Annotated in this window: 16 protein-coding genes; 9 read left to right on the plus strand and 7 right to left on the minus strand. The window is 45.5% G+C overall.

Features of this window, described 5'->3' with window-relative positions:
* Positions 1 to 13 precede the first annotated feature (13 nt).
* Entirely contained in the window at positions 14 to 1,129 is a 1,116-nt protein-coding gene (locus RDN93_RS04950) for a DUF5009 domain-containing protein (protein ID WP_308744464.1), read from the plus strand.
* Between the two features lie 123 nt (positions 1,130 to 1,252).
* On the opposite strand, the gene RDN93_RS04955 is transcribed toward RDN93_RS04950, so the two are convergent.
* The 3 genes from RDN93_RS04955 to RDN93_RS04965 are packed head-to-tail and all read right to left on the minus strand — an operon-like array spanning position 1,253 to position 5,239.
* Entirely contained in the window at positions 1,253 to 2,866 is a 1,614-nt protein-coding gene (locus tag RDN93_RS04955; protein ID WP_308744465.1) for a hypothetical protein, read from the minus strand.
* Positions 2,867 to 2,869: 3 nt separating this feature from the next.
* The gene (locus tag RDN93_RS04960; RefSeq protein ID WP_308744466.1) at positions 2,870 to 3,904 is read right to left on the minus strand and encodes an HlyD family secretion protein; all 1,035 of its coding nucleotides are present in this window, start codon (positions 3,902 to 3,904) and stop codon (positions 2,870 to 2,872) included.
* A 15-nt stretch (positions 3,905 to 3,919) separates the two neighbouring features.
* A complete protein-coding gene (locus tag RDN93_RS04965) occupies positions 3,920 to 5,239 on the minus strand; it encodes a TolC family protein (RefSeq protein ID WP_308744467.1) in 1,320 nt (439 codons plus the stop codon).
* Between the two features lie 3 nt (positions 5,240 to 5,242).
* Here RDN93_RS04965 and RDN93_RS04970 point away from each other — a divergent pair, with 3 nt between their 5' ends.
* Together RDN93_RS04970 and RDN93_RS04975 are read left to right on the plus strand one after the other, a co-directional pair.
* Positions 5,243 to 5,401 carry a hypothetical protein gene (locus RDN93_RS04970; protein WP_308744468.1) on the plus strand — a complete coding sequence of 53 codons (159 nt, stop codon included), beginning with the start codon at positions 5,243 to 5,245 and terminating at the stop codon, positions 5,399 to 5,401.
* A gap of 368 nt (positions 5,402 to 5,769) precedes the next feature.
* On the plus strand, positions 5,770 to 6,969 hold the full coding sequence (locus tag RDN93_RS04975; protein WP_308744469.1) for a multidrug effflux MFS transporter: 1,200 nt from the start codon (positions 5,770 to 5,772) through the stop codon (positions 6,967 to 6,969).
* Between the two features lie 7 nt (positions 6,970 to 6,976).
* Here the strand turns inward: RDN93_RS04975 and RDN93_RS04980 are convergent, their stop codons facing one another.
* On the minus strand, positions 6,977 to 7,825 hold the full coding sequence (locus tag RDN93_RS04980; RefSeq protein WP_308744470.1) for a helix-turn-helix transcriptional regulator: 849 nt from the start codon (positions 7,823 to 7,825) through the stop codon (positions 6,977 to 6,979).
* Between the two features lie 154 nt (positions 7,826 to 7,979).
* On the opposite strand from RDN93_RS04980, the gene RDN93_RS04985 reads away from it, so the two are divergent.
* The 5 genes from RDN93_RS04985 (at position 7,980) to RDN93_RS05005 (ending at position 15,376) form a co-directional block, all read left to right on the plus strand.
* Positions 7,980 to 9,125, plus strand: coding sequence for an efflux RND transporter periplasmic adaptor subunit (locus tag RDN93_RS04985; protein WP_308744471.1), 1,146 nt, complete (start codon positions 7,980 to 7,982; stop codon positions 9,123 to 9,125).
* Between the two features lie 18 nt (positions 9,126 to 9,143).
* Positions 9,144 to 12,344 carry an efflux RND transporter permease subunit gene (locus RDN93_RS04990; RefSeq protein ID WP_308744472.1) on the plus strand — a complete coding sequence of 1,067 codons (3,201 nt, stop codon included), beginning with the start codon at positions 9,144 to 9,146 and terminating at the stop codon, positions 12,342 to 12,344.
* A 2-nt stretch (positions 12,345 to 12,346) separates the two neighbouring features.
* Entirely contained in the window at positions 12,347 to 13,711 is a 1,365-nt protein-coding gene (locus RDN93_RS04995) for a TolC family protein (RefSeq protein ID WP_308744473.1), read from the plus strand.
* 10 nt (positions 13,712 to 13,721) lie between these two features.
* Positions 13,722 to 14,330, plus strand: coding sequence for a TetR/AcrR family transcriptional regulator (locus RDN93_RS05000; RefSeq protein WP_308744474.1), 609 nt, complete (start codon positions 13,722 to 13,724; stop codon positions 14,328 to 14,330).
* A 137-nt stretch (positions 14,331 to 14,467) separates the two neighbouring features.
* Positions 14,468 to 15,376 (plus strand): hypothetical protein, encoded by a 909-nt coding sequence (locus RDN93_RS05005; RefSeq protein WP_308744475.1) that lies wholly within the window; start codon positions 14,468 to 14,470, stop codon positions 15,374 to 15,376.
* A 122-nt stretch (positions 15,377 to 15,498) separates the two neighbouring features.
* Here the strand turns inward: RDN93_RS05005 and RDN93_RS05010 are convergent, their stop codons facing one another.
* On the minus strand, positions 15,499 to 16,779 hold the full coding sequence (locus RDN93_RS05010) for an O-acetylhomoserine aminocarboxypropyltransferase/cysteine synthase (RefSeq protein ID WP_308744476.1): 1,281 nt from the start codon (positions 16,777 to 16,779) through the stop codon (positions 15,499 to 15,501).
* A gap of 128 nt (positions 16,780 to 16,907) precedes the next feature.
* Between RDN93_RS05010 and RDN93_RS05015 the strand changes: the two genes are divergently transcribed.
* A complete protein-coding gene (locus RDN93_RS05015) occupies positions 16,908 to 17,987 on the plus strand; it encodes an N-acetylmuramoyl-L-alanine amidase (RefSeq protein ID WP_308744477.1) in 1,080 nt (359 codons plus the stop codon).
* A gap of 342 nt (positions 17,988 to 18,329) precedes the next feature.
* On the opposite strand, the gene RDN93_RS05020 is transcribed toward RDN93_RS05015, so the two are convergent.
* On the minus strand, positions 18,330 to 19,949 hold the full coding sequence (locus RDN93_RS05020) for a RagB/SusD family nutrient uptake outer membrane protein (protein WP_308744478.1): 1,620 nt from the start codon (positions 19,947 to 19,949) through the stop codon (positions 18,330 to 18,332).
* 20 nt (positions 19,950 to 19,969) lie between these two features.
* Positions 19,970 to 23,011: a TonB-dependent receptor gene (locus RDN93_RS05025; RefSeq protein WP_308744479.1), complete on the minus strand. Its 3,042-nt coding sequence runs from the start codon at positions 23,009 to 23,011 to the stop codon at positions 19,970 to 19,972.
* Between the last annotated feature and the right edge of the window lie 35 nt (positions 23,012 to 23,046).

A 23,046-nucleotide genomic window follows, 5' to 3' on the forward strand; every position in this document is an offset into this window, starting at 1 on the left:
TCATCAGAATGATATGAAATCAGAACGTTTACTTTCATTAGACGTACTTCGGGGAATCACCATCGTCGGAATGATTTTGGTGAACAACCCCGGAACATGGGAATCTATTTATGCGCCTTTGCGGCATGCTGAATGGAATGGACTGACACCGACAGATTTGGTTTTCCCGTTCTTCATGTTTATAATGGGTGTTTCCATGAGTTTTGCCTTATCCAAATTCGACCATCATTTCAGCCGTAGCTTTATCACCAAACTGGTGCGGCGCACAGTGGTCTTGTTTGCGTTGGGACTTTTTCTTTCTTGGTTTTCGTTGGTGTGTGCAGGAGTGGAACAGCCTCTTTCGCATATACGTATTCTAGGAGTGTTGCAGCGACTGGCATTGGCTTACTTTTTTGGTTCCTTGTTGATTATGAGTATTCGGCGTACAGCAAAATTGGCATGGGCATCTGTGATTATTCTGATAGCTTATTCTATCTTGTTGGCTTTGGGACACGGATTTGAACTTTCCGGGCAGAATATTATTGCCGTAACAGACCGGACTTTGTTCGGAGAAGCTCATCTGTATCGGGAGTGGTTGCCGGACGGCGGACGTATCTTTTTCGATCCGGAAGGATTGTTAAGTACTTTACCGTGTATTGCGCAAGTGATTATCGGCTATTTCTGCGGAAATATATTGCGGGAAAAGACTGAGGTTCATCACCGGCTGTTACAGATATCCGTACTGGGCATCGTTCTTTTATTTGCAGGATGGTTACTTAGTTACGGCTGCCCGTTGAATAAGAAGGTATGGAGTCCGACTTTTGTTCTGGTGACCTGTGGTTTTGCTTCTTTGTTTCTTGTGTTTCTCACCTGGCTTATCGATATTCGTAAACAACAGAAGTGGGGGTATTTTTTCCATGTCTTTGGTACGAATCCGTTATTTATCTATGTGGTTGCCGGTGTGTTGGCTACTTTGCTTGAGGTTATCACAGTTGGTGGAATTAGTCTACAGGAGAAGATTTATACTTTCATCTTAGCTGTTGGTCTCGATGCTCATTTGGCCTCTCTGATTTACGGACTTCTGTTTATCGGATTCAATTATTTGATTGTATGGGGTTTATACAAAAAGCGGATCTTTATAAAGATATAGAGGAAAGGTCTGAAAAAAATAGAGTTTATGCAGTTTCTTTCAAAGGTTGGCTTTTGTAACGAATCTGCATAAACTCTGTTTGCTTTGTAATATATAGTCAATAAACGGGGTTATAGTTTTTTATTATTCTTTCCCTGACGGTGGTGTATGTGTAGTGCGCCAGAACGTGTTTTTCACCTCCCTTGCCACCTCTTTCCAACTCGGCATACTTTTCAGAGAGCGTCGAACCGGGAAATCATAAAGCAGCAACAACAGGAAGAGGAAGATACAGGCATAAGCCACCCAGCCATAGATCTGCTTGATGCTCACTTCCATCATCTGACTGATAAATTCTTCCATATAGTGACCGAGATTAAACGGATTGCTGCTGAAAGATACATGGTCGATTGCCGAACCGTAACGTGCCAGGTTGTCAGGAACGTAATAAGCTAGTCCCTGTGCATAGACTGCACAACCTAATACGCCGCCGACTACCATGTGAAGCATATTGAACACGCTTAAACTTTGGAAAAAGTGCTGAAAGGTCATAATCTCTTCCAAGCAGACCATGAAAGTGGCGCTTAACACCGCATAGGCAAAACCGCGGCATATCGTCGGCATATAAAGCTGCGATATATGAATATCGGTGGAGAGCGTCAGATAGAAACCGACCAGATAGCCGATCAGTCCTATGAGGCCGACTATGATGAGGCGTACATAATTATACTGTCTGATGTGCATCCACCAATAAGAGAACAAGCAACCGGTTACTATGCCGATTATAGCAAACCAGTCTAGTTGTACGCTTACCAGTTCTTCATATTTCATCACCTCTTCATAAAAGACTTCCTCTAAAACGTGTTCGGTTGCGAGAAAAGCTTCCACCAATGTGACTAAACCCAACAAGGGTAAAAAGTAACGATAACTCCACATCTTAGGTTCAAGGAATGGGTGGCGGATAGTCATCATACGCCAGATGCAGAACCCTAAAGTGACAAAGATTGCTATCGTCAATTGGCGGATTACCGGACTGTTCCACCAGTCGTACCAGTCGCCGTAGTTGAAGAGGTAAGCTATCTCGGCTAATAAGGCTGCCCAAAGTGCTGCCCCCAGCCAGTCAATACCGAACAGGGGAAACTTACGCATGAACCGGAAATGCTTCACACAGGTGAATTGTATCAGCAGGACTATCAGCATCAATCCTGCAATGAAGAGATTCATGTATGTCCAATGGTAATGATACATTAAATAAGTCGTTATCAAGTCCGACAACTGGATACTGCCCAGTACAATGATATGAAGCCAGGGAAAGAAAACGGTAAAATCCCGTTTGGGGGTCATCCACAACTGAATGTTGGACATACATTCAAAGGTTCCCTGAATCTTGCATATACCTTCGATGAAACATATCAGCCACAATAGCGGAAGGAAAGTAATATGCGGAGCAATCAGGTTGCAAAGCAGCACTCCCAATGCCGCCGATGTAAGCAGTGTCTTATTCGTGAAACGGAACTTCATACGGAACAACAAAGGGAAATAGATGGCCATGCCTGCGAGATTGGCGTACAAGCACATCAATATATCCTCACGCATCAGTGCCATGCCACCAATCATCTGATTCAAGGCTCCCAAATACACGCCACCCGAAAGCTGGAAAGTGACGGCTATGAACAGATAAATCCACGGTTGCATCTTCCGCGGCACAAAGCTACGGAACATAGGCATCACGAAAGGCCCATTTAAAACAGGTGCTCCCATACGTTAATATTTCACCTCACATTCTACGTTGAATCCGGCACGCAAGCGTTTTAAATCCTCCGGCTTGTTCCCTTTCAGACTGATACGGACGGGGATTCGTTGTTCCACTTTTACGAAGTTCCCCGTCGCATTGTCTTGCGGAATCATTGAGAACGCTGCTCCGGTAGCATCGGAAATGGATTCCACAATTCCTTTGAAAGTAACACCCGGCACTGCATCGGCTGTCATATCTACCTCGGCGCCTTCCCTGATATTGGAAAGTTGGGTTTCTCGATAATTGGCGATTACCCACAGGTCGCTGCTGTCTACGATATCGACCATGGTCTGTCCCGGTTGTACCAATTGGCCTTCCAGAATCTCTTTCTTTCCGGTTGTACCGTCACACGGAGCAATGATTACCGTATACGAAAGATTCAGCCGGGCAAGTTCCAATGCTGCTTCTGCCAGGCGGACACCTGCTTCGTTTTGCCCTAGGCGGTGCGTCTGTTCATTTTTCACCAAAGAAGTGGATTGTTTGGCGCGTGACACTTGTTCGTAACGGGCTTTGGCTGCTTCATAAGCTGTATGTACATTATCATACTGTTGTTTTGTCACAGCATCTTCCTTCAATAACTTCTCAAAACGGTTCAGTTCACGTTTGGCATTCTCCATTTGTACGCGTACTTCTTCAATGCTTGCATCACTTACACTCAGATTGTTTTGGGTGGTGGCGATACCGGCAGTGGTTGCTTGGCGTCCCGCAGTGGCATTTGCCAGGTCTGCTTCCGCCTGGGCTACACGAAGACGGAATTCAGCATCTTCAATGATAACGAGCGTATCCCCTTTGCGTACCTGCTGGTATTCTTCAAAGCATATCTTTTTGATAAAGCCCGGTACACGGGTGTTGATAGGTGTGATATGCTGTTTCACTTGTGCATTGTCGGTATATTCGATATTTCCCAAATGAATGAACCGGGAACAAACATAAGTGGCACCACCAATGAGAAAACAAAGAATCAGAATGTTGTATATAATCTTTTGGGTTTTTCTAGCTATCATAATCTTGTTATATTTTTAAAGGGTATGTGTAATGTATTTCATTTTATAGTAACTGTAAATCACGTTGATGCGTGCATTGACCAGGTTCAGGTCAGCACTCAGCTTCATATTACTGGCATCGAGCATATCTGTAAGCAGCGCAAGGTCGTTCTTATAGCGGTTGCTGGTTACACTGTAATTTTGGTCGGCAAGCTCCACGCTTTTCTCTTGCGTGCGAAGGTCTGTGAAAGAGGTCAGAAAGTTGACGTAATTGGCTTGGACACCATTCTCTATCTGTTCCTGTGCTAAAGAATATTCCTCTTGTGCCCTGCGTACATTCAGTTTGGCCTGGCGCACTTTCTTGTTGCTCTTGAATAAAGAAGAAAGGTTGTATTTGATTCCTACTCCTACATACCAGTAATTAAAGTTATTATCGAGTACTGGAACTTCAATAGTGATAGGACCGTCCAAATGCTCTGCGGCTACAAGCGCAATTTTAGGAAGTAACTCCGAACGTTCCAACTTCACCTTTTGCTCGTTCATTTTCACAGCCAGTAGGGCTTGTTGCAAACCTACATTACTCTGTGAAGCCAGCAGTTGCCAGTCATTTTCCACCAGTGCTTTTACCTCTTCGTCCAGCAAAGTTGAGTCGGGGATAATTTCCGTTCCGGCAGGGAGATGCAGGGTCGTTACCAGTTGATGGTTCATGATTTTGCACGCATCTTGTACCTTTGCCAGTTGCAGTTTCAATGTTTCCTTTTGTAATTCATAACGGGTGATGTCATTCTTCAGAGCTGTTCCCTGTGTACGCCGCGCTTCCATATTGCGAATCACTTTTTCTGTCAAATCAAGGTTCTTCTGCAATACTTGTACTTGATTATTCAGCTTATATAAATCCAGGTAGTAGCCGGTCAGGAGAAAACGTATTTCCTGGCGGTTTTTCTGCCAGTCCAAAGCAGCCATTTGTTGCCCTAGTTCTGCCAGTGAAATGCTGCTGTTGATAGCTCCACCTGCATAGATGACTTGCTGTGCTTCCAGTGCAAAGTTATTGCCAAAATGAGGCATCGGAATGTTCTGCCCGTTCTTGAAGTCACGGTTCCACAAATATCCGTCACCCAGATAACTGAAAGAGAGCGACGCGCCGATGTCCGGCAGACGTTGTGACTTGGCAGCTTTCAAGGCCTCATCAGCAGCTTCCTTTCCGGTTTTATACGTTTGAATACTCTGACTGTTCTCGTCTGCCAGACGGAACATTTCGTTGATGCCCAAAACTTTCCTGTTAAGCGTTTGGGCAAATGAACCCTGGCTGCATAGTACTACGCATAGCGCTACTATGAGCCATCTTTTTTTGCTCATAAAATGAAAAGAAATTTAATTGATAATGATAAATATGCGCTCTTGTATCATGCCATTTCCGGTGAGGTGGCATTTCGCATCATGGCGAGTAGTTCTTTTGGAAATTATCAAATCTGTACAGCTACACCCCAACCGTGGAAGTCATCCATTTTGTTTTTATAACGAGTGGCTATTTGATAATGCTTTAGTTTCATCTTGATACCTGCTTTTCTATTTTCGATTTGCAAAATTATGAAAAAAAATAGCTAAGTTGTGACCTTGTATATGCGTAAATATAATGTTTTTTAACGAATCCTTTTGGGGATATCATGTAGAAGAAAAGAGGGAAAGATGTACAAGAATCATTGTAACCAAGTACATGAATACTGTATATGATGTACTTAAACTAATAGGAACAAGTACAACTTACAGGTGAAAGAAGTACTTATTAATACGTCTGTTCTGAAAAAGCCCTGTTTTGTTCGGAATTAGTCTATAAGCGGGCAGAACAAATGCTTTACCTTTGTCTCCGATTAAAAAAACAATTGATTATGAATGCAATAAATAAGGAGAACTCAAAGGTGTTTTTGCTGATACTGTTAGGAATGTTATCAGCGTTCGGACCTTTTGTAACGGATATGTATTTACCTAGTCTGCCGGTGATGGCGGACTATTTTTCTGCAAGCCTGCCAATGGTGCAAATGGGACTTACTACCAGTATGATAGGATTGGCGGCCGGACAAATCTTTTTCGGCCCGCTTAGTGATAAGTACGGCAGACGTCCGTTGTTGTTGGCTTCAATGGTGCTGTTCGTTCTCTCCACCATATTCTGCCTTTTTGCACCGGACATTTATTCGTTTGTCACTTTAAGGTTCATACAAGGTATAGCAGGAGCGGGGGGAATCGTTATTTCCCGTTCGGTGGCAACGGACAAGTTTTCGGGAAAGGAACTGGCTAAGATGCTGGCTGTTATCGGAGCGATAAACGGAGTTGCCCCTGTCGCTGCCCCGGTCATTGGCGGACTGCTGACCGGAAGCGTTGGTTGGCAGGGCATTTTTGTGATATTACTGTTTATCGGTATCGTACTTGGCATTGGCTGTATCCGTTTTAAAGAATCGTTGCCTATAGAGAAACGTTCAAAGGCAGGAGTCGTTTCCACTTTCCGTAGTTTCGGCGTCATTGTCCATAACCGTCGGTATATGCTTTATGTGCTGCAGCTCGCTTTTGCACAAGGCATCCTGTTTGCCTACATCGCTTCTTCACCATTCATTGTACAGCAACATTACGGATTTTCTCCATTCGCTTTTAGTATTTGCTTTGCGGTGAATGCAGTAGCTATCGGAGTGGCGGCAGCCCTTTCAGTGAAATTCCGGCGGACAGAGAATGGAACACTGACCGGATGTATCGGCATGCTGGTTCTGTCGGTCTGCATGATGATAGCATTGTATGGCGGATGTGGCTTTTGGACGTATGAACTGCTTATGTTTGCACTGCTGTTTATGATGGGGCTGACCTTCACTGCTTCCACTACTTTGGCTATGGATTGCGAACGCCGCTACGCCGGGGCAGCTTCCGCTTTGCTGGGTGCTCTCTGCTTCGCTTCGGGCGGAATCGTCTCTCCGTTGGTAGGACTGGGGAATATACTTTTATCTACCGGAGTGACATTTGTAGTATGTGCTGTCTGTTCACTGCTGTGCGCGTTGTGGGCAATACGGCGGACAATGGTGAAAGTAGCGGTATGTGGAATTTAATTCTGTTTTATATCGAGTACTTGCTCTGATACTCTTTCGGAGATATTCCTTCGTGCCGTTTGAAGTATCTTCCTAAATAAGACTGGTCGGGGAAACCGAGTTTATCCGCTATTCCTTGTATCGTCATTTCGCCGGATTGAAGCAGTACCTTTATTTCAAGAATGGCGAAGTCATCGATAATCTTCTTGGCGGGTTCACCCGTTACGCTGCGGCAGATACCCGTCAGGTATTTGGTGGAAATACAGAGCTTGTTGGCGTAGAAACCGACTTCCCGCTGGGAGATACAATTCTCGTGTACCAGTGCGATGAAATTCTTGAAAATTTCATCCTGGCGGCTTCCTCCTTCTATTTCCTGTCTGTCGAAATAACGGTAACACTTATCATAAATATCCAGCATGAACGACTGGAGATGATTCTTGGCTATCTGGCTTCGGAAACGGTTTTTGCGGTCGTTGTAGATAGCCGTTGTCGCATGGATAAGCCCTTTGATAGCTCCGGTATTTTCTTTGGGGAGCACATAGCACGGCTTTTCCTTGATAAACCGGAAAAAGATAGGTTCGAACCGGAGACAGGCTTCCCGGAACATTTCTTTTGGGAAACCGAAGAAAGAAGCACTGAAATCACTGCTGGTGCCGTTGATGCGGATGATGGTTCCCGGCAAGAGCACTACTTGGGTATTTTTTACGATTTCATAATCTTTCAAGTCAATCGTGGCATGCGCCCACCCGCTCCGGCAGAAGTAGATAGCTCCCCCTTCCAGTTTCCACAGGTGATGCATGATAGGTGACAGATCCTCGTCGACTCCTGCCACAAAATCTTCTTGGAGTACGGCTAGTATGGATTCTCTCTTTTTCATATACAATTCTTGTTTAGGCGGCAAAAATAGAACATTTTTACTAAATATTAGCTTTGATGTTCCGAAAATGAACAAAACTCAAAACACTATGACCAGTTTTCTATGAAGAAAAGAGTCTACCTTTGCCGCGTTCAAAAAAATAATAGGTAATACAATGAGTAAAAAGATTAGTAAAGTGAAGCAGGGACTATTGTTACTCTGCTGTCTGGTTGCTGCGACAGGCTGTAAACAAGCTCCACCGGCACAAATGGAAACAGGATATGAAGTAATGACCGTTTCTCCGACCGATCGGATGATTTCGAGCACGTACTCGGCGACTATCCGCGGACGTCAGGATATTGATATCTATCCGCAGGTAGGCGGTACGCTGACAAAAGTCTGTGTGACGGAAGGACAGCGTGTGAAGAACGGACAGACATTGTTCATCATTGATCAGGTGCCGTATGAAGCTGCCTGGCAGACGGCGGTAGCCAATGTAGAAGCTGCCGAGGCTTCTCTTGCTACGGCACAGTTGACTTATAACAGTAAAGAGGAACTGTATAAGGAAAACGTAGTTTCCTCTTTCGACCTCAATACGGCGAAGAATTCTCTCCTGTCCGCCAAAGCACAACTGGCACAGGCAAAAGCGCAGGAAGTGAGCGCCCGTAACAATCTTTCTTATACGGTAGTGAAAAGTCCGGCGGACGGAGTGGTAGGCACATTGCCTTACCGTGTTGGGGCATTGGTAAGCTCCAGCCTCCCCGAACCGTTGACTACGGTTTCCGACAATTCGGATATGTACGTTTATTTTTCAATGACGGAAAACCAGTTACTGGGACTTATCCGCCAGTATGGCTCGAAAGAGGAAGCGTTGAAAAGCATGCCTGCTATCGACTTGCAACTGAATGACAAATCGGCTTATCCCGAACAGGGGCAAATCGAATCTATCAGCGGGGTTATCGACCGCTCGACAGGTACTGTCAGCCTGCGTGCCGTATTCCCCAACAAGGAAGGATTGCTGCATAGCGGCGGTGCGGGAAATGTGATTATTCCTGTTCGGAAAGCGGGGGCGTTGGTAATTCCGCAAGGCGCTACTTTCGAGATTCAGGATAAGAGATATGTATATAAGGTAGTAGACGGTAAGGCCCAATCGAATCTGGTACAAGTGACTCGTGTGAACGGCGGCCGTGAATTTATTGTAGACGAGGGATTGGCTCCCGGCGACGTGATTGTTGCGGAAGGTGTAGGATTGCTTCGTGAAGGCACGCCTATCAAGGCAAAGAGCGCTGCGGCACCTGCAACAACTACTACTGAAAATTAAACAAAGGAGGAATCATCCATGAATTTAAGAACCTTTATTGAACGCCCCGTATTATCGGCAGTCATTTCTATCACGATTGTCGTTGTGGGTATCATCGGGCTGTTCAGTCTGCCCGTTGAGCAATATCCGGATATTGCCCCGCCTACCATTATGGTGAGTACCACTTATTATGGTGCCAGTGCGGAAACTTTACAGAAGAGTGTAATAGCACCGTTGGAAGAGGCTATCAACGGTGTGGAAGATATGACGTATATGACTTCTACCGCTACCAATGCAGGTACGGTGAGCATTACCGTGTACTTCAAACAGGGGACAGACCCGGACATGGCAGCCGTCAACGTGCAGAATCGCGTGTCGCGGGCTACGGGACAGCTTCCGGCGGAAGTTACCCAGGTCGGTGTGACCACTTCCAAACGCCAGACGAGTATCTTGCAGATGTTCTCGCTTTCGAGTCCGGACGACAGTTATGATGAAAACTTCCTTTCCAACTATATCAGCATCAATCTGAAACCGGAGATACTCCGTATTTCGGGTGTGGGCGACCTGATGATTATGGGTGGTGAGTATAGTATGCGTGTATGGATGAAGCCGGACGTGATGGCTCAATACAAGCTGATTCCGTCTGACATCACCGGTGTGCTTGCCGAACAGAATATTGAATCGGCAACCGGTTCGTTCGGTGAAAACTCCAACGAGACTTATCAATACACGATGAAATATAAAGGACGTCTGATTACCCCCGAAGAATTTGGGGAAATCGTCATCCGCTCTACTGACAATGGAGAAGTCCTGAAACTGAAGGACATTGCCGAGATACAACTGGGACAGGACAGCTATGCTTATCATGGCGGTATGGACGGTCATCCGGGTATTTCGTGCATGGTGTTCCAGACGGCAGGCTCCAATGCGACCGAAGTAAACCAGAACATTGATAAATTTCTCGAAGAAGCCCGCAAAGATCTTCCGAAAGGGGTGAAACTGACGCAGATGATGAGCTCGAACGACTTCCTTTTCGCTTCTATCCATGAAGTAGTGAAGACGTTGATTGAAGCTATCATCTTGGTTATCCTGGTGGTATATGTGTTCTTGCAGGACTTCCGCTCTACGCTGATTCCTTTGGTGGGAGTGATTGTCTCGCTTATCGGTACGTTCGCTTTCATGGCGATAGCGGGATTCAGTATCAACCTGTTGACGCTCTTTGCGTTAGTGCTCGTCATCGGTACGGTGGTGGATGATGCCATTATTGTTGTCGAGGCAGTGCAGGCACGCTTCGACGTGGGGTACAGGTCATCCTATATGGCAAGTATCGATGCAATGAAAGGTATCAGCAATGCGGTAATCACCTCATCTCTGGTGTTTATGGCGGTATTTATTCCGGTGTCTTTCATGGGCGGTACTTCCGGTACGTTCTATACGCAGTTCGGTCTGACAATGGCGGTCGCTGTAGGTATTTCGGCTGTCAATGCGTTGACGTTGAGCCCGGCGTTGTGTGCCCTGTTGCTGAAACCCTATATTAATGAAGACGGTACGCAGAAGAATAATTTTGCGGCACGCTTCCGTAAGGCTTTCAATTCGGCTTTTGATATACTGATAGAGAAATATAAGAATATCGTATTGGTCTTTATCAAACGCAGGTGGCTGGCATGGTCGTTGCTCGCTTGTTCCGTGGTGTTGCTGGTATTCCTGATGAATACGACCAAGACCAGTCTGGTGCCGGACGAAGACCAGGGCGTGGTATTTGTCAATGTAAGTACGGCGGCGGGTAGCTCGCTGGCGACTACTGACGAAGTGATGGAACGCATTGAAAAACGAGTGATGGATATTCCGCAGGTTAAGCACGTGCAGAAAGTGTCTGGTTACGGATTGCTGGCAGGACAGGGAAGCTCGTTCGGTATGTTGATTCTGAAGTTGAAACCATGGGACGAACGTCCGAATGATGAAGATAATGTGCAGGCAGTCATCGGTCAGGTGTACGGTCGCACGGCTGATATTAAGGATGCGAGTGTCTTTGCCATTTCTCCGGGTATGATTCCGGGATATGGTATGGGGAATGCGCTGGAACTTCATATGCAGGATAAAATGGGCAGTGATGTAAACGACTTCTTTACGACTACCCAGCAATATCTGGGTGCACTGAATCAGCGTCCGGAGATTGCAATGGCATATTCTACGTTCGACGTGCGTTATCCGCAGTGGACGGTAGAGGTGGATGCTGCCAAATGTAAGCGTGCCGGAATTACGCCGAATGCGGTGTTGAGTACTTTGTCCGGTTATTACGGCGGTCAGTATGTGTCCAATTTCAACCGTTTCTCCAAAGTGTATAGAGTAATGATTCAGGCAGACCCGATGTTCCGTTTGGACGAAAATTCACTGGATAATGCGTTTGTACGTATGTCTAATGGGGAAATGGCTCCGTTGAGCCAGTTTGTAACGTTGACTCGCAGCTATGGTGCGGAATCGTTGAGCCGCTTCAATATGTACAACTCCATTGCGGTGAATGCCATGCCTGCAGACGGATACAGTACCGGAGACGCTATCAAGGCGGTACAGGAAACTGCCGAACAGGCACTTCCGAAAGGATACGGCTATGATTACGGCGGCATCACCCGTGAGGAAAACCAGCAGAGCGGTACGACGATGATTATTTTCGGTATCTGCTTCCTGATGATTTACCTTATCCTGAGTGCGCTGTACGAGAGCTTTATCATTCCCTTTGCCGTTCTGTTGAGCGTACCTTGCGGATTGATGGGTAGCTTCCTCTTCGCCTGGATGTTCGGGCTGGAGAATAATATCTATCTGCAGACAGGTTTGATTATGTTGATTGGTCTGCTTGCGAAAACAGCCATCTTGCTGACCGAGTATGCAGCCGAACGCCGTAAGGCAGGTATGGGACTGATTGCTTCTGCTGTAAGTGCGGCTAAAGCCCGTCTGCGTCCGATTCTGATGACGGCTTTGACAATGATTTTCGGTCTGTTCCCGTTGATGATGTCCAGTGGAGTAGGGGCGAACGGTAACCGTTCTCTGGGTACGGGTGTAGTCGGTGGTATGACTATCGGAACGCTGGCACTGCTTTTCATTGTGCCTACCCTGTTTATCGCTTTCCAATGGTTGCAGGAACGCTTGCGTCCGGTGCAGAGCATGCCTACCGAGGACTGGCAGATTGAAGAGGAAATCAAGATAAGTGAAGAAGAAAAGTCTAAAGCTGGAAAAAATAATTGATAATGAGAAAAATAATAATCTTATCCGCAGCAACGCTTGTATTGAGCAGTTGCGGTATCTACAATAAATACAAACCGGTATCGGAAGTCCCCGAAGGACTTTACGGCAGCGAATCCCTCGCTGCCACCGATACGGCAAACTTCGGTAACCTTTCCTGGCGGGAAGTGTTCACCGACCCGTACTTGCAGAACCTGATTGATTCGGCTCTGGTACGGAATACGGATATGCAGACGGCGCATTTGCGTGTCAAAGAGTCGGAAGCCGCTCTGATGACGTCCAAACTGTCTTATCTCCCTTCCCTGTTTCTCGCACCGGAAGGAGCTGTAAGCAGCTTCGACCGTGGCAAGGCTGCGCAGACCTATTCGTTGCCGGTGACCGCTTCTTGGGAACTGGATATCTTCGGAAAGGTGACCACTGCCAAACGTCGTGCGAAAGCAGCTTACGAACAGAGCAAGGAGTATGAACAAGCCGTGAAAACGCAGTTGGTAGCTGCCGTAGCGAATACCTATTATACATTGTTGATGCTCGATTCCCAATACGAGATTTCCGTGGCTACCGAAGCTGCCTGGAAAGAGAGCGTGAAAACCGCCCGTGCCATGAAGAACGCCGGTATGATGAACGAAGCCGGGCTGGCGCAGACCGAGGCTACCTATTATAATATATGTACGACGGTTCTCAGTCTGAAAGAACAAGTGAATCAGGCGCAGAACTCACTGGCTCTGTTATTGGCGGAAACTCCCCACGAAATACAACGGGGAAAACTGGCTAATCAGCAATTGCCGGAGAATTTTTCCGTAGGTATTCCTTTGCAGATGCTTTCCAACCGTCCTGACGTGCGTAGTGCAGAGTTCTCTTTGGCGCAGGCGTTCTATACGACGAATGCAGCCCGTGCCGCTTTCTATCCTTCCATTACGTTGAGTGGTAGTGCCGGTTGGACTAACAGTGCCGGAAGCATGATTATCAACCCGGGCAAGTTTGTCGCTTCTGCGATAGCTTCCCTGACGCAACCTTTGTTTAATAAAGGTATTAACATCGCCCAGTTGAAAATAGCGAAAGCGCAACAGGAAGAAGCCCGTCTCAGCTTTGAACAGACATTGCTGAATGCAGGCGTGGAAGTAAATGAAGCATTGGTACAGTATCAGACTGCCCGTGAGAAAGCTGCTTACTATGACAAGCAGGTTACTTCTCTGCAAACGGCTGCCCGGAGCACCAGTCTTTTGATGAAGCATGGCAGCACTACCTATCTGGAAGTATTGACAGCACAGCAAACGCTGTTGAGTGCGCAACTTTCACAAGTGGCGAACCGCTTCACCGAAATCCAGGGCGTGATTACTCTGTATCAGGCTCTGGGCGGCGGCAGAATGTAAGGAGGTATGTATGAATCCTGAAGCACTGCGAGGTAGGATACTCGACTACACCAAGCGGGAAATGTACCTGCACGGTGCCGGCGGACTGACTATGGATGATATAGCCAAGGGGATGAAGATGTCGAAGCGCACGCTTTACAAACTCTTCCCCAGCAAGACTTGTCTGTTTCGTATTTGTCTTTCAGATTTTGCCAATGAGATAAGAAGTCATGTGCAACAAAAGCAGGTACGAATGGACAGTTCGTGTATGGACTTACTTTTCATAACAGTGAACGGATACCTTACTCTGCTGCATTCGCTGGGTAAAACCTTACTGCTGGATATTGCCGCAGATACAGAATACCGTTCTTCTTTTGAGCGGGAAGAGGCTTTCTGGTTACAGCAGCTTATTGATGTACTGACGCACTGCAAGATTTGCGGTTATTTGCTTCCGGGAGTCGACCCGGATCGTTTTGCGCCTGATTTGCAGGAGGTAATCTATCAGAGTTGTCTGCAAGGTACTCCGTATCTAGTACAACGGATGCTGAACTATACGCTTTTGCGGGGGCTTTTTAAGGTAGAGGGCATCCGCTATATAGACGAGCACCTGGAGCCTGATAAATTTAATGTTTGTGTATGAAGTGTGGAGGTGCGTCTGAGAGTTATCGAAGGCGCACCTTTTTTATTATGTATTTCCTTAATAAAGGATTCTTTTTTACATAATACTTTAATATCTTTGCAAAACAATATAAAAAAGACAAACTTATAACTGAAAACATGAAAACAAAAACTTTACTGGGCTTCTTTCTTTTGTCTGTTATGACATTCTGTATGTCTGCTTGTCAGGATGATGCAGAGATTATTTTATTCAGCGGTTCACAACTTATCAATGAACCGGGAACTTGTACGAACACGATTTCTTCTACAACTTTGTATCTCAACGGACGGGGAACGGAAGATATTGGAATTGCTAATGGAAAAGGCGGTTACTCTGCACAGAGTTCGGATGAAACTATTGTGACGGCAACTGTCAGCAATGACCGATTATTGATAAATTCACATGGTAAAAAAGGAAAGGCCACTGTTACTGTCAGTGATAAGAAAGGGAACAGTGTTGTTCTGCCTGTTACGGTTTCATATGGAGTGGCGACTTTCTACTGTGGAATGAACTGGTCAGGTTTTGCTATAAGTGTGGGTAATGAGCTTTTGACATCAGGAGCGGAGGAAAATAAAGAACTATTGAAGTTGTTGAATGAGGTAATGTTGGAATCATATTCATTTTTGAAGGAACAGGATGTCTGTATCATGCAACCGGATGATGTGAATAGTTTCCTGCAAGAGGGCAAGGGGAGTTTTAAATTGAAGGATATTGATGGGAGAATACGTGTTGAAGGTACTTATGAAGTAAGCCTTGATGAGGAATTGGAAACTGGCAAACCAGAGTTGGCTTTCTCTTTCTATCAGCATCAGAATGGTGCTGATAAATTATTACATAAATTCTATTTTGAGCCTTCATTTGTTCGTCAGCCTTCTACTAGGGATATAGGACCCACAAGATATTATTGGATGGAACAGGTTACGGATTCTCGCTATTGGGATGGAGTCTCCTTACCGGAAGAAGAGGACGTAAAAGTGCTTTATGTAGTGTTGGCGAGTTCTTCCGGAATCAGACCAGCAGAATTATAGAATCATTGCAAAGCGCGGATACGTATTTCCGTCGCTTTGTCATCATACAAAAAGAGACTGAACTCAAATGCATATTGAGTTCCGTCTCTTTTTGTATGATGTAATACTTTAATAATCAGTCTTTATGCATTCAGTGCCTGTTCGATATCTGCGATAATATCATCCGCATTTTCGATACCTACCGACAAACGAATCAAGTCCGGGCGTACTCCTGCTTCCATAAGCTGTTCGTCCGACAACTGACGGTGCGTATGGCTTGCCGGGTGAAGCACACAACTACGTGCATCCGCTACATGAGTAACGATAGCGATGAAATCCAATGAATCCATAAATTTGATAGATACATCGCGTCCGCCTTTCAGACCGAAAGAGATAACTCCGCAGGAACCGTTCGGCATATATTTCTGTGCTAAAGCGTAATATTTATTATCCGGCAGTCCGCAGTAGTTTACCCAGGCTACCTTCTCGTTCTTGGACAGATATTCGGCTACTTTCTGTGCGTTACTGCAATGCTGAGGCATACGTAAGTGAAGCGTTTCAAGTCCCAGGTTCAGTAAGAAAGCGTTTTGCGGGCTTTGGATACTGCCGAGGTCACGCATTAATTGTGCAGTAGCCTTAGTGATATAAGCACCTTTGCCGAATGCTTTTGTATAAGTCAGTCCGTGATAAGACTCGTCCGGTGTGCAAAGTCCGGGAAATTTATCGGCATGAGCATCCCAGTCGAAGTTGCCGCTATCTACGATACAGCCGCCTACGCTGGTAGCGTGTCCGTCCATATATTTGGTAGTGGAGTGAACAACGATATCTGCTCCCCATTCGAACGGGCGGCAGTTAATCGGAGTCGGGAAAGTATTGTCAACAATCAAAGGAACACCGTGACTGTGTGCAATACGGGCAAATTTTTCAATGTCCAGCACTTCGAGAGAAGGATTGGATATTGTTTCACCGAACAATGCCTTTGTATTAGGCTGGAAAGCTGCGGAGATTTCTTCTTCGCTGGCATCCGGGCTGACGAAAGTGACGTCAATGCCAAGTTTCTTCATAGTTACGCCGAACAGGTTGAAAGTACCACCGTAGATAGCGGAAGAGCAAACGAAATGGTCACCTGCCTGGCAGATATTAAAGATAGCATAGAAGTTGGCAGCCTGACCGCTGGAAGTCAGCATGGCGGCTACACCACCTTCGAGAGCGGCAATTTTGGCGGCAACAGCGTCATTCGTAGGGTTTTGCAGGCGGGTATAGAAGTAACCGCTGTCTTCCAAATCGAAAAGACGTGCCATTTGCTCGCTGGTATCGTATTTGAAAGTTGTACTTTGATAGATGGGCAATACGCGTGGTTCGCCCTTTTTAGGCGTCCACCCTGCCTGTACGCACAGGGTTTCGGGCTTGAATTGTTTTGCCATAATGTTATCGGGTTTTAATGATTTATTTCAAAAAATGTTTTAATGGCGCAAAAGTAGGGAAAATAATTGTATTTTTGCCCTGTTTATGAGTGAAATGATACTCACGTGAAGGAGATAATTGTGTAGATATGAAAAATAAACTCTATATTCTTTTATTCTTAATTTTTCTTTTTTCGGGTACGCCACTTTGGGCGCAGCAGAAGGCTACTCCGAAGTCGGGAGAAGGTATCTCTTCTTTCCTGTTGAGACACAACCGTTCTCCGAAGAAATATTATGATGACTTTATCGAACTGAACAAGCAGAAACTGGGAAAGAATAATGTCTTAAAAGTGGGTGTTACCTACGTCATTCCACCGGTAAAGAAATCGTCGGGAACTTCCACCGGAAATACAGAGGCTAAAAATACAACCGCTAAAGGTGCAGGAATCCAACAGAAATCCTCGAAAGCCAAAACGACGAAAATAGGAACTACTATTAACGAACCCCTGTTCGGAAAGGAACTGGCAAATGTCAAAGTCACTTCCAACCGTCTTGCAGGTGCTTGCTTTTATGTCGTCAGCGGACATGGCGGACCCGACCCCGGAGCTATCGGACGCGTGGGGAAGCACGAACTTCACGAAGACGAATATGCTTATGACATCGCCCTTCGTCTGGCGCGTAACCTGATGCAGGAAGGAGCGGAAGTCCGTATTATCATTCAAGATGCTAAAGACGGTATCCGTGATGATTCATATCTGTCGAACAGCAAACGGGAGACTTGCATGGGCGATCCGATTCCGTTAAATCAGGTACAGCGCCTTCAGCAACGTTGCAATAAGATAAATACCCTTTACCAGAAAGACCGTAAGAATTACTCCTACTGCCGGGCAATCTTTATCCATATAGACAGCCGTAGCAAAGGAAAACAGACAGATGTCTTTTTCTATCATTCGAACAAGAAAGCGGAAAGTAAACGTCTGGCGAATAATATGAAAGACACATTTGAATCAAAATACGGAAAACATCAGCCGAACCGGGGATTTTCCGGGACAGTGAACGAACGCAATCTGTATGTGCTTTCACATACTACTCCCGCTTCCGTTTTTGTGGAACTGGGTAATATACAAAACACCTTCGACCAGCGCCGGTTGGTGATAAATTCCAATCGGCAGGCATTGGCTAAATGGCTGATGGAAGGTTTTCTGAAAGATTACAAGGAGAAAAAATAAGTATAAGACATCTTTTTCATGAACAAAAACGAAAATGGAATGTTTTATATATGCAAATCGCCTGATAGTTGCTTGTTGGTATGCGAATATATACAAGTCAGCGAATATGCCTCCCCGGCATAACAGGAAGATTGCATAGTAGTTTTGTCGTGTTTTATTTTGTGTTTGTGTTGTGACGGTGCTGCGATGTGAATCGAGGTACCGTTTTTTTGTATGACAGAAAGACATTTTTGAAACAAGTAAATGTCTGCGCAGTATATAAACAAAGAGTAAGCACGAAGCCACAATTTATTCCGGCTTCATGCTTACTCTTTGTTTATATACTGCAATAATCAGGCAGTATTATTTCCATTCACTGTGCTGTTCTAACATCGGGTTTGTGTCAATCTCGCTTTGTGGGATAGGCCATACCAAATCCTGTGCTCCACGCAGATTACCGCGTTCGACTACTCCGAAGCCATAGAATGACTTGTCTTCCTGCATACGTTTCTGAGCATTCTCAAAATCTTTCCAGCGATAAAGGTCGGCAAAACGTAAATCTTCAAAGGCAAGTTCCACACGGCGCTCATGGCGTACAATGGAGCGTAGCTCTTCTTGTTTCAGATTGATTCCTTCTACTTCTTCCACGGCAGGCATGCCTACGCGGTCACGGACTTCATTGATATATCGGGTAACTTCCGCTTGGGAGTAACCGCCTTTTTCAATCATAGCTTCAGAGAGCGACAATAACACCTCTGCATAACGGATGACATAGAAATCAAGGCTACCGTCATATTCGTTTGCTGTATTTTCGGGAGTAAACCATTTGCGAATACAACATGTAGAGCTGGCCGGTAAGTTATTAGTGTACAACTTTCCGTTCCATTCCATACCCGGTAGCATCAATGTTGCTTTCAGACGAGGGTCGCGATTCTCATAACGTCCCATATCCGGATTCTCTTTGGTATGCGCTCCTTTGTCAAGACTACCCCTAAATAAAGGAGATTTGTCAATTGGCAATCCGTCCGTGCAATAAAAATCATCGCATAAATTCATCGAACCTTCGATGGCATTCATCGGAGCAGACCAGCAAACTCCAAAACAATTGCCTTCACCCAATCCCGGACCTTTGTAGTGAACACTCAGTAACACTTCCCCGGCTGTTTCATTGGCTTCCTTGAATAAATCTGCAAAGTTAGCTGCCGGGTCGCTGCCGTCGCCCGCTTTGAAAAGTTGTACTTTGCCAACTACGTTCTTGTAGGCATTTATAGCCTCGTCCCAATGCTGATTGAAGAGGGCTATTCGTCCCATAATGGCATAAGCCGCTTCTTGAGTCAGACGTCCTGTCTGCGCTTTTCCTATCACGGGGAGCTTGGGAATCCATGTTTTCAAATCTTCCAGTAAGGAAGGGATAATCTGGCTGCGTTCTGTCTTGGCTGCTTGGGATTCTGCCAGAGTGAGAGGTTTTGTCAGATAGGGTACATCGCGGAAAACGGAAGTCAGATTGCAATACATCAGGGCGCGCAATGCTATTGCTTCCGCTTTGTATGCTTCTATCTTTTCCTGTTCCATTGGTATGCGTTCTACGTTTTCCACTAACATATTGCATCGTTTGATAACTTCATAATTAGCGTTCCAGTACATTGAGAAACACTCATCGGTGGTAGCTGAAGTGCATTGTGAAATGGAACTGCCCAACATCCAGTTGCCCCATGTGTGATCGCCATTGTCTGTGCTGGTTTCGCGTCCTAGGAATCCGAATTTCCAGCCGTCAATATTGTCATCATATAAGTTCTGGCTCTGCATGGCGTCATAGCAAGCGGTCAGTGCCATCAATGCATCCGATTCGGTTTGCCAATAGGTCGTTTGGGAAGGCTGGTTCGGAGAATCTGTCTGTAGAAAACTGTCCGAACATGCGCTGGCAGATAATAACATTCCGGATAATAGTAAAACTCTGCATATATTTTTTGTATTCTTAATCATAATATTTGTCCTCCTTGTAATTAGAATTGAATGTTTAATCCAAATGAATAAGTACGCATATTGGGATGTACGTCATTTCTTGTATCACCCGATGACTTTTCCGGGTCCCAGTTCTTCAAAGGTGTGAATGTCAACAGGTTGCTTCCGGCAAAGTAAACTCGGATGCTGGAAATACCGACTTTGGCAAGTTCGGTCTGGCGGAAAGTATAGCCGAATTCCAGATTCTTCAGACGCAGGTAATTCGATTTTTCAAGCCAGAATGAAGAATAAGAATCGTTCATGGTGTTTCCTAATGCAGGCATGGGAGCGTTGATGTTGTCAGCCGAATAACGGTTCACCCAACGGTTGGTAAGGTTACCCCGAATGTCGGTAGAAGTCTCCCAACTGTAGCGGTAGATACCTCCCACTCCTTGCCAGAAAGTAGACAAGTCGAAGTTTTTCCAAGATGCACCTAGATTGAAACTATAAGAATATTTAGGGAACGGATTACCTATAATGTCGCGATCTTCAGGAGTAATGTTACCGTTGTCATCCAAGTCGGCATACATGATATCGCCTAATTTGGGAGCCACACCGTTTTGTTTGATAACTTCACCCTTCGAATTGGTACGTTGCAAGTCGGCTTCCGTACGATAGATGCCTATTGCCTTATATCCGAAATAAGCGCCGATAGGGTTGCCGATACGGTTGATTGTATTGCCGTCAATTTTTTCTTCCAATTCCCCCATTTCAAGGATTTCATTCTTTACGTGTGACAGGTTGAAACCGACATTCCAAGCCCAGTCACCTTTGCTGTCGGAGTAATTTACAGTCCATTCCCAACCACGGTTACGGACTGCACCCACATTCTGATAAGGAGCGGAGAGAGAACCCAGGAAAATGCCGGGCATAGCCAACTGCATCAAAATATCGGAAGTTTTTTTGTCAAACCACTCGAAGGTGGTCTGTATCCTGTTGTTGAAGAATCCAAGGTCGAGAGCGACGTTTACAGAACGGGTTGTTTCCCATTTAATGTTTTCATTGGGAACGGATGTCTGTACCATACCCGCCTGCTTGTCTTTACTTTGGTCGAAAAAGTAGTTTCCGCTTGCACCCAAAGTAGCCGCATAAGCGTAGTTGCCGATTTCCTGATTTCCTAATTTACCCCATGACAGACGCAACTTTCCGAGGGAGAAGTTTCTATAGTCCTTCATAAACCCTTCGTTCGAGAATACCCATCCAGCAGACAATGAAGGGAATGTGGCATAACGATTGGCTTTAGGCATACGTGAGGAACCGTCATGACGGATATTGAATTCGAATAAATATCGGTCATCATAACTGTAATTTACACGGCCGAAGAATGATTGAAGCTTATATTCTTCGGATTCTCCTGTTGCTCCCGGATTGATTGTACCTCCTTTGAGCTCATAAATATTCTCGGTTGGGAAACCCTGTATGGAGGCCGTTGTTTTGTAAAAACGTGAACCGATGACCGAATGTCCCAACAATACATTGATGTTGTGTTTGTTGAATTGCTTGTTATAAGTCAGCAAGTTTTCGTTTGTCCATGTTGCGTTACGGTACCAATAATCCTCTTCCTTATTAGTTTCTCCTGCCGCTTTTACGATGTTTCCATCCGCATCATAGCGGGCAGGAGATTTGGGGGTGTAAGACTTAGTCGCATTCAGGTCGAAAGCATAAGCAAGACTTGTCTGGAACTTCAATCCGTCCCACAGTTCAATACCGGCAAATGCCTTACCGTTGAAACGCCAATATTCGTTGCTGCGATGTCCCAAGGACATCAACTCTACGGGGTTTTTCACCATTTCAGCACTCATTGACGAACCGTCTACATAGCCATAATGTCCGTTGGAGTACATTACTGGCACGGTAGGACGAGTGAACCAGGAGACAAAACGCATGATACCGCCTTCACCCGAAGGTGCAACAGCAGGAGCTGTTACGTTGTTTTTGTTACCGGACAAGTTCAGCCCGAATGTGAAACGTTTGTAGCGAGTGTCAAGGTTTGAACGGAAAGAGAAACGTTCTACTCCTGTTTTCATCATGATACCCTCTTGGTTGGAGTATGCTACTGAGGTCATGAAGTGCGTGTTTTCACTACCTCCCGACACTGATAAATGGTGTTGGTGCATGCTGGCATTGCGCAATACAGCGTCCAGCCAATTGGTGTTTGCATAATGGTCGGGATCCGAACCGTCTTTCAGTCTTTGTAGAGCTTCCGGTGAGAAAGTATCAGGGTTTACTTCGTTTCTCATTAAAGCCCAGTTATAACTGTCTATATAGTCAGGAACGATACCTGGGGTCTGTAATGTATAGCTTCCCGAGTAGGATACTTTTACTCTGCTGGAAGCTTGTCCGCGCTTGGTGGTAATCAATATCACACCATTGGCAGCACGCACACCGTAGATGGCCGCGGATGCTGCATCTTTCAATACGGAGATATTGTCGATATCCGCAGAGGGGATTTCGGATATTTGTGAAAGGCTGCCCTCTACGCCGTCAATTAATACCATCGGATTGTTGTTGCCAAAAGTACCAATACCACGAATCCTTATTTCCGGATTGTCATTACCGGCTTGTGCGCCGTTCTGAGTCAGTACTAATCCTGGCAAACGGCCTTGCAGCAAAGTAGCTGTGTTAGCCACTGGAATATCCTGAATGTCTTTGGAGGATACTGAAGCTACAGAACCGGTAAGATTCACTTTCTTTTGGGTAGCATATCCCACCACAACCACTTCGTCAAGTTTTTTGGAGTCTTCCTCCAGAGTTACCTTAAAATCGTTTTTGTTTCCTACGGGGAGGATTACATCTTTATATCCCAAAAAACTAACAACCAACGTTTGTGAAGGTTGTACTTTCAACTGAAAAGCACCGTCTATATCGGTTATAGTTCCTTGTGTTGTACCTTGAATCACTACGCTGGCTCCTATGATAGGTTCGCCTGCTGCATCGTACACCTTACCTGTCACTGTGCGTTCCTGTGCATATGCTGTAAAAGATAACAGCATGAGGACGCCTGCTAAAAACATACGGAATAAATTTCGCTTTTGTCCATTCATAATTTTAAATTTAACTAAGTTAATAGGTTCTTTAT

The organism is uncultured Bacteroides sp., from assembly GCF_902491285.1.
In the GTDB taxonomy this organism is placed as follows: Bacteria; Bacteroidota; Bacteroidia; order Bacteroidales; family Bacteroidaceae; genus Bacteroides.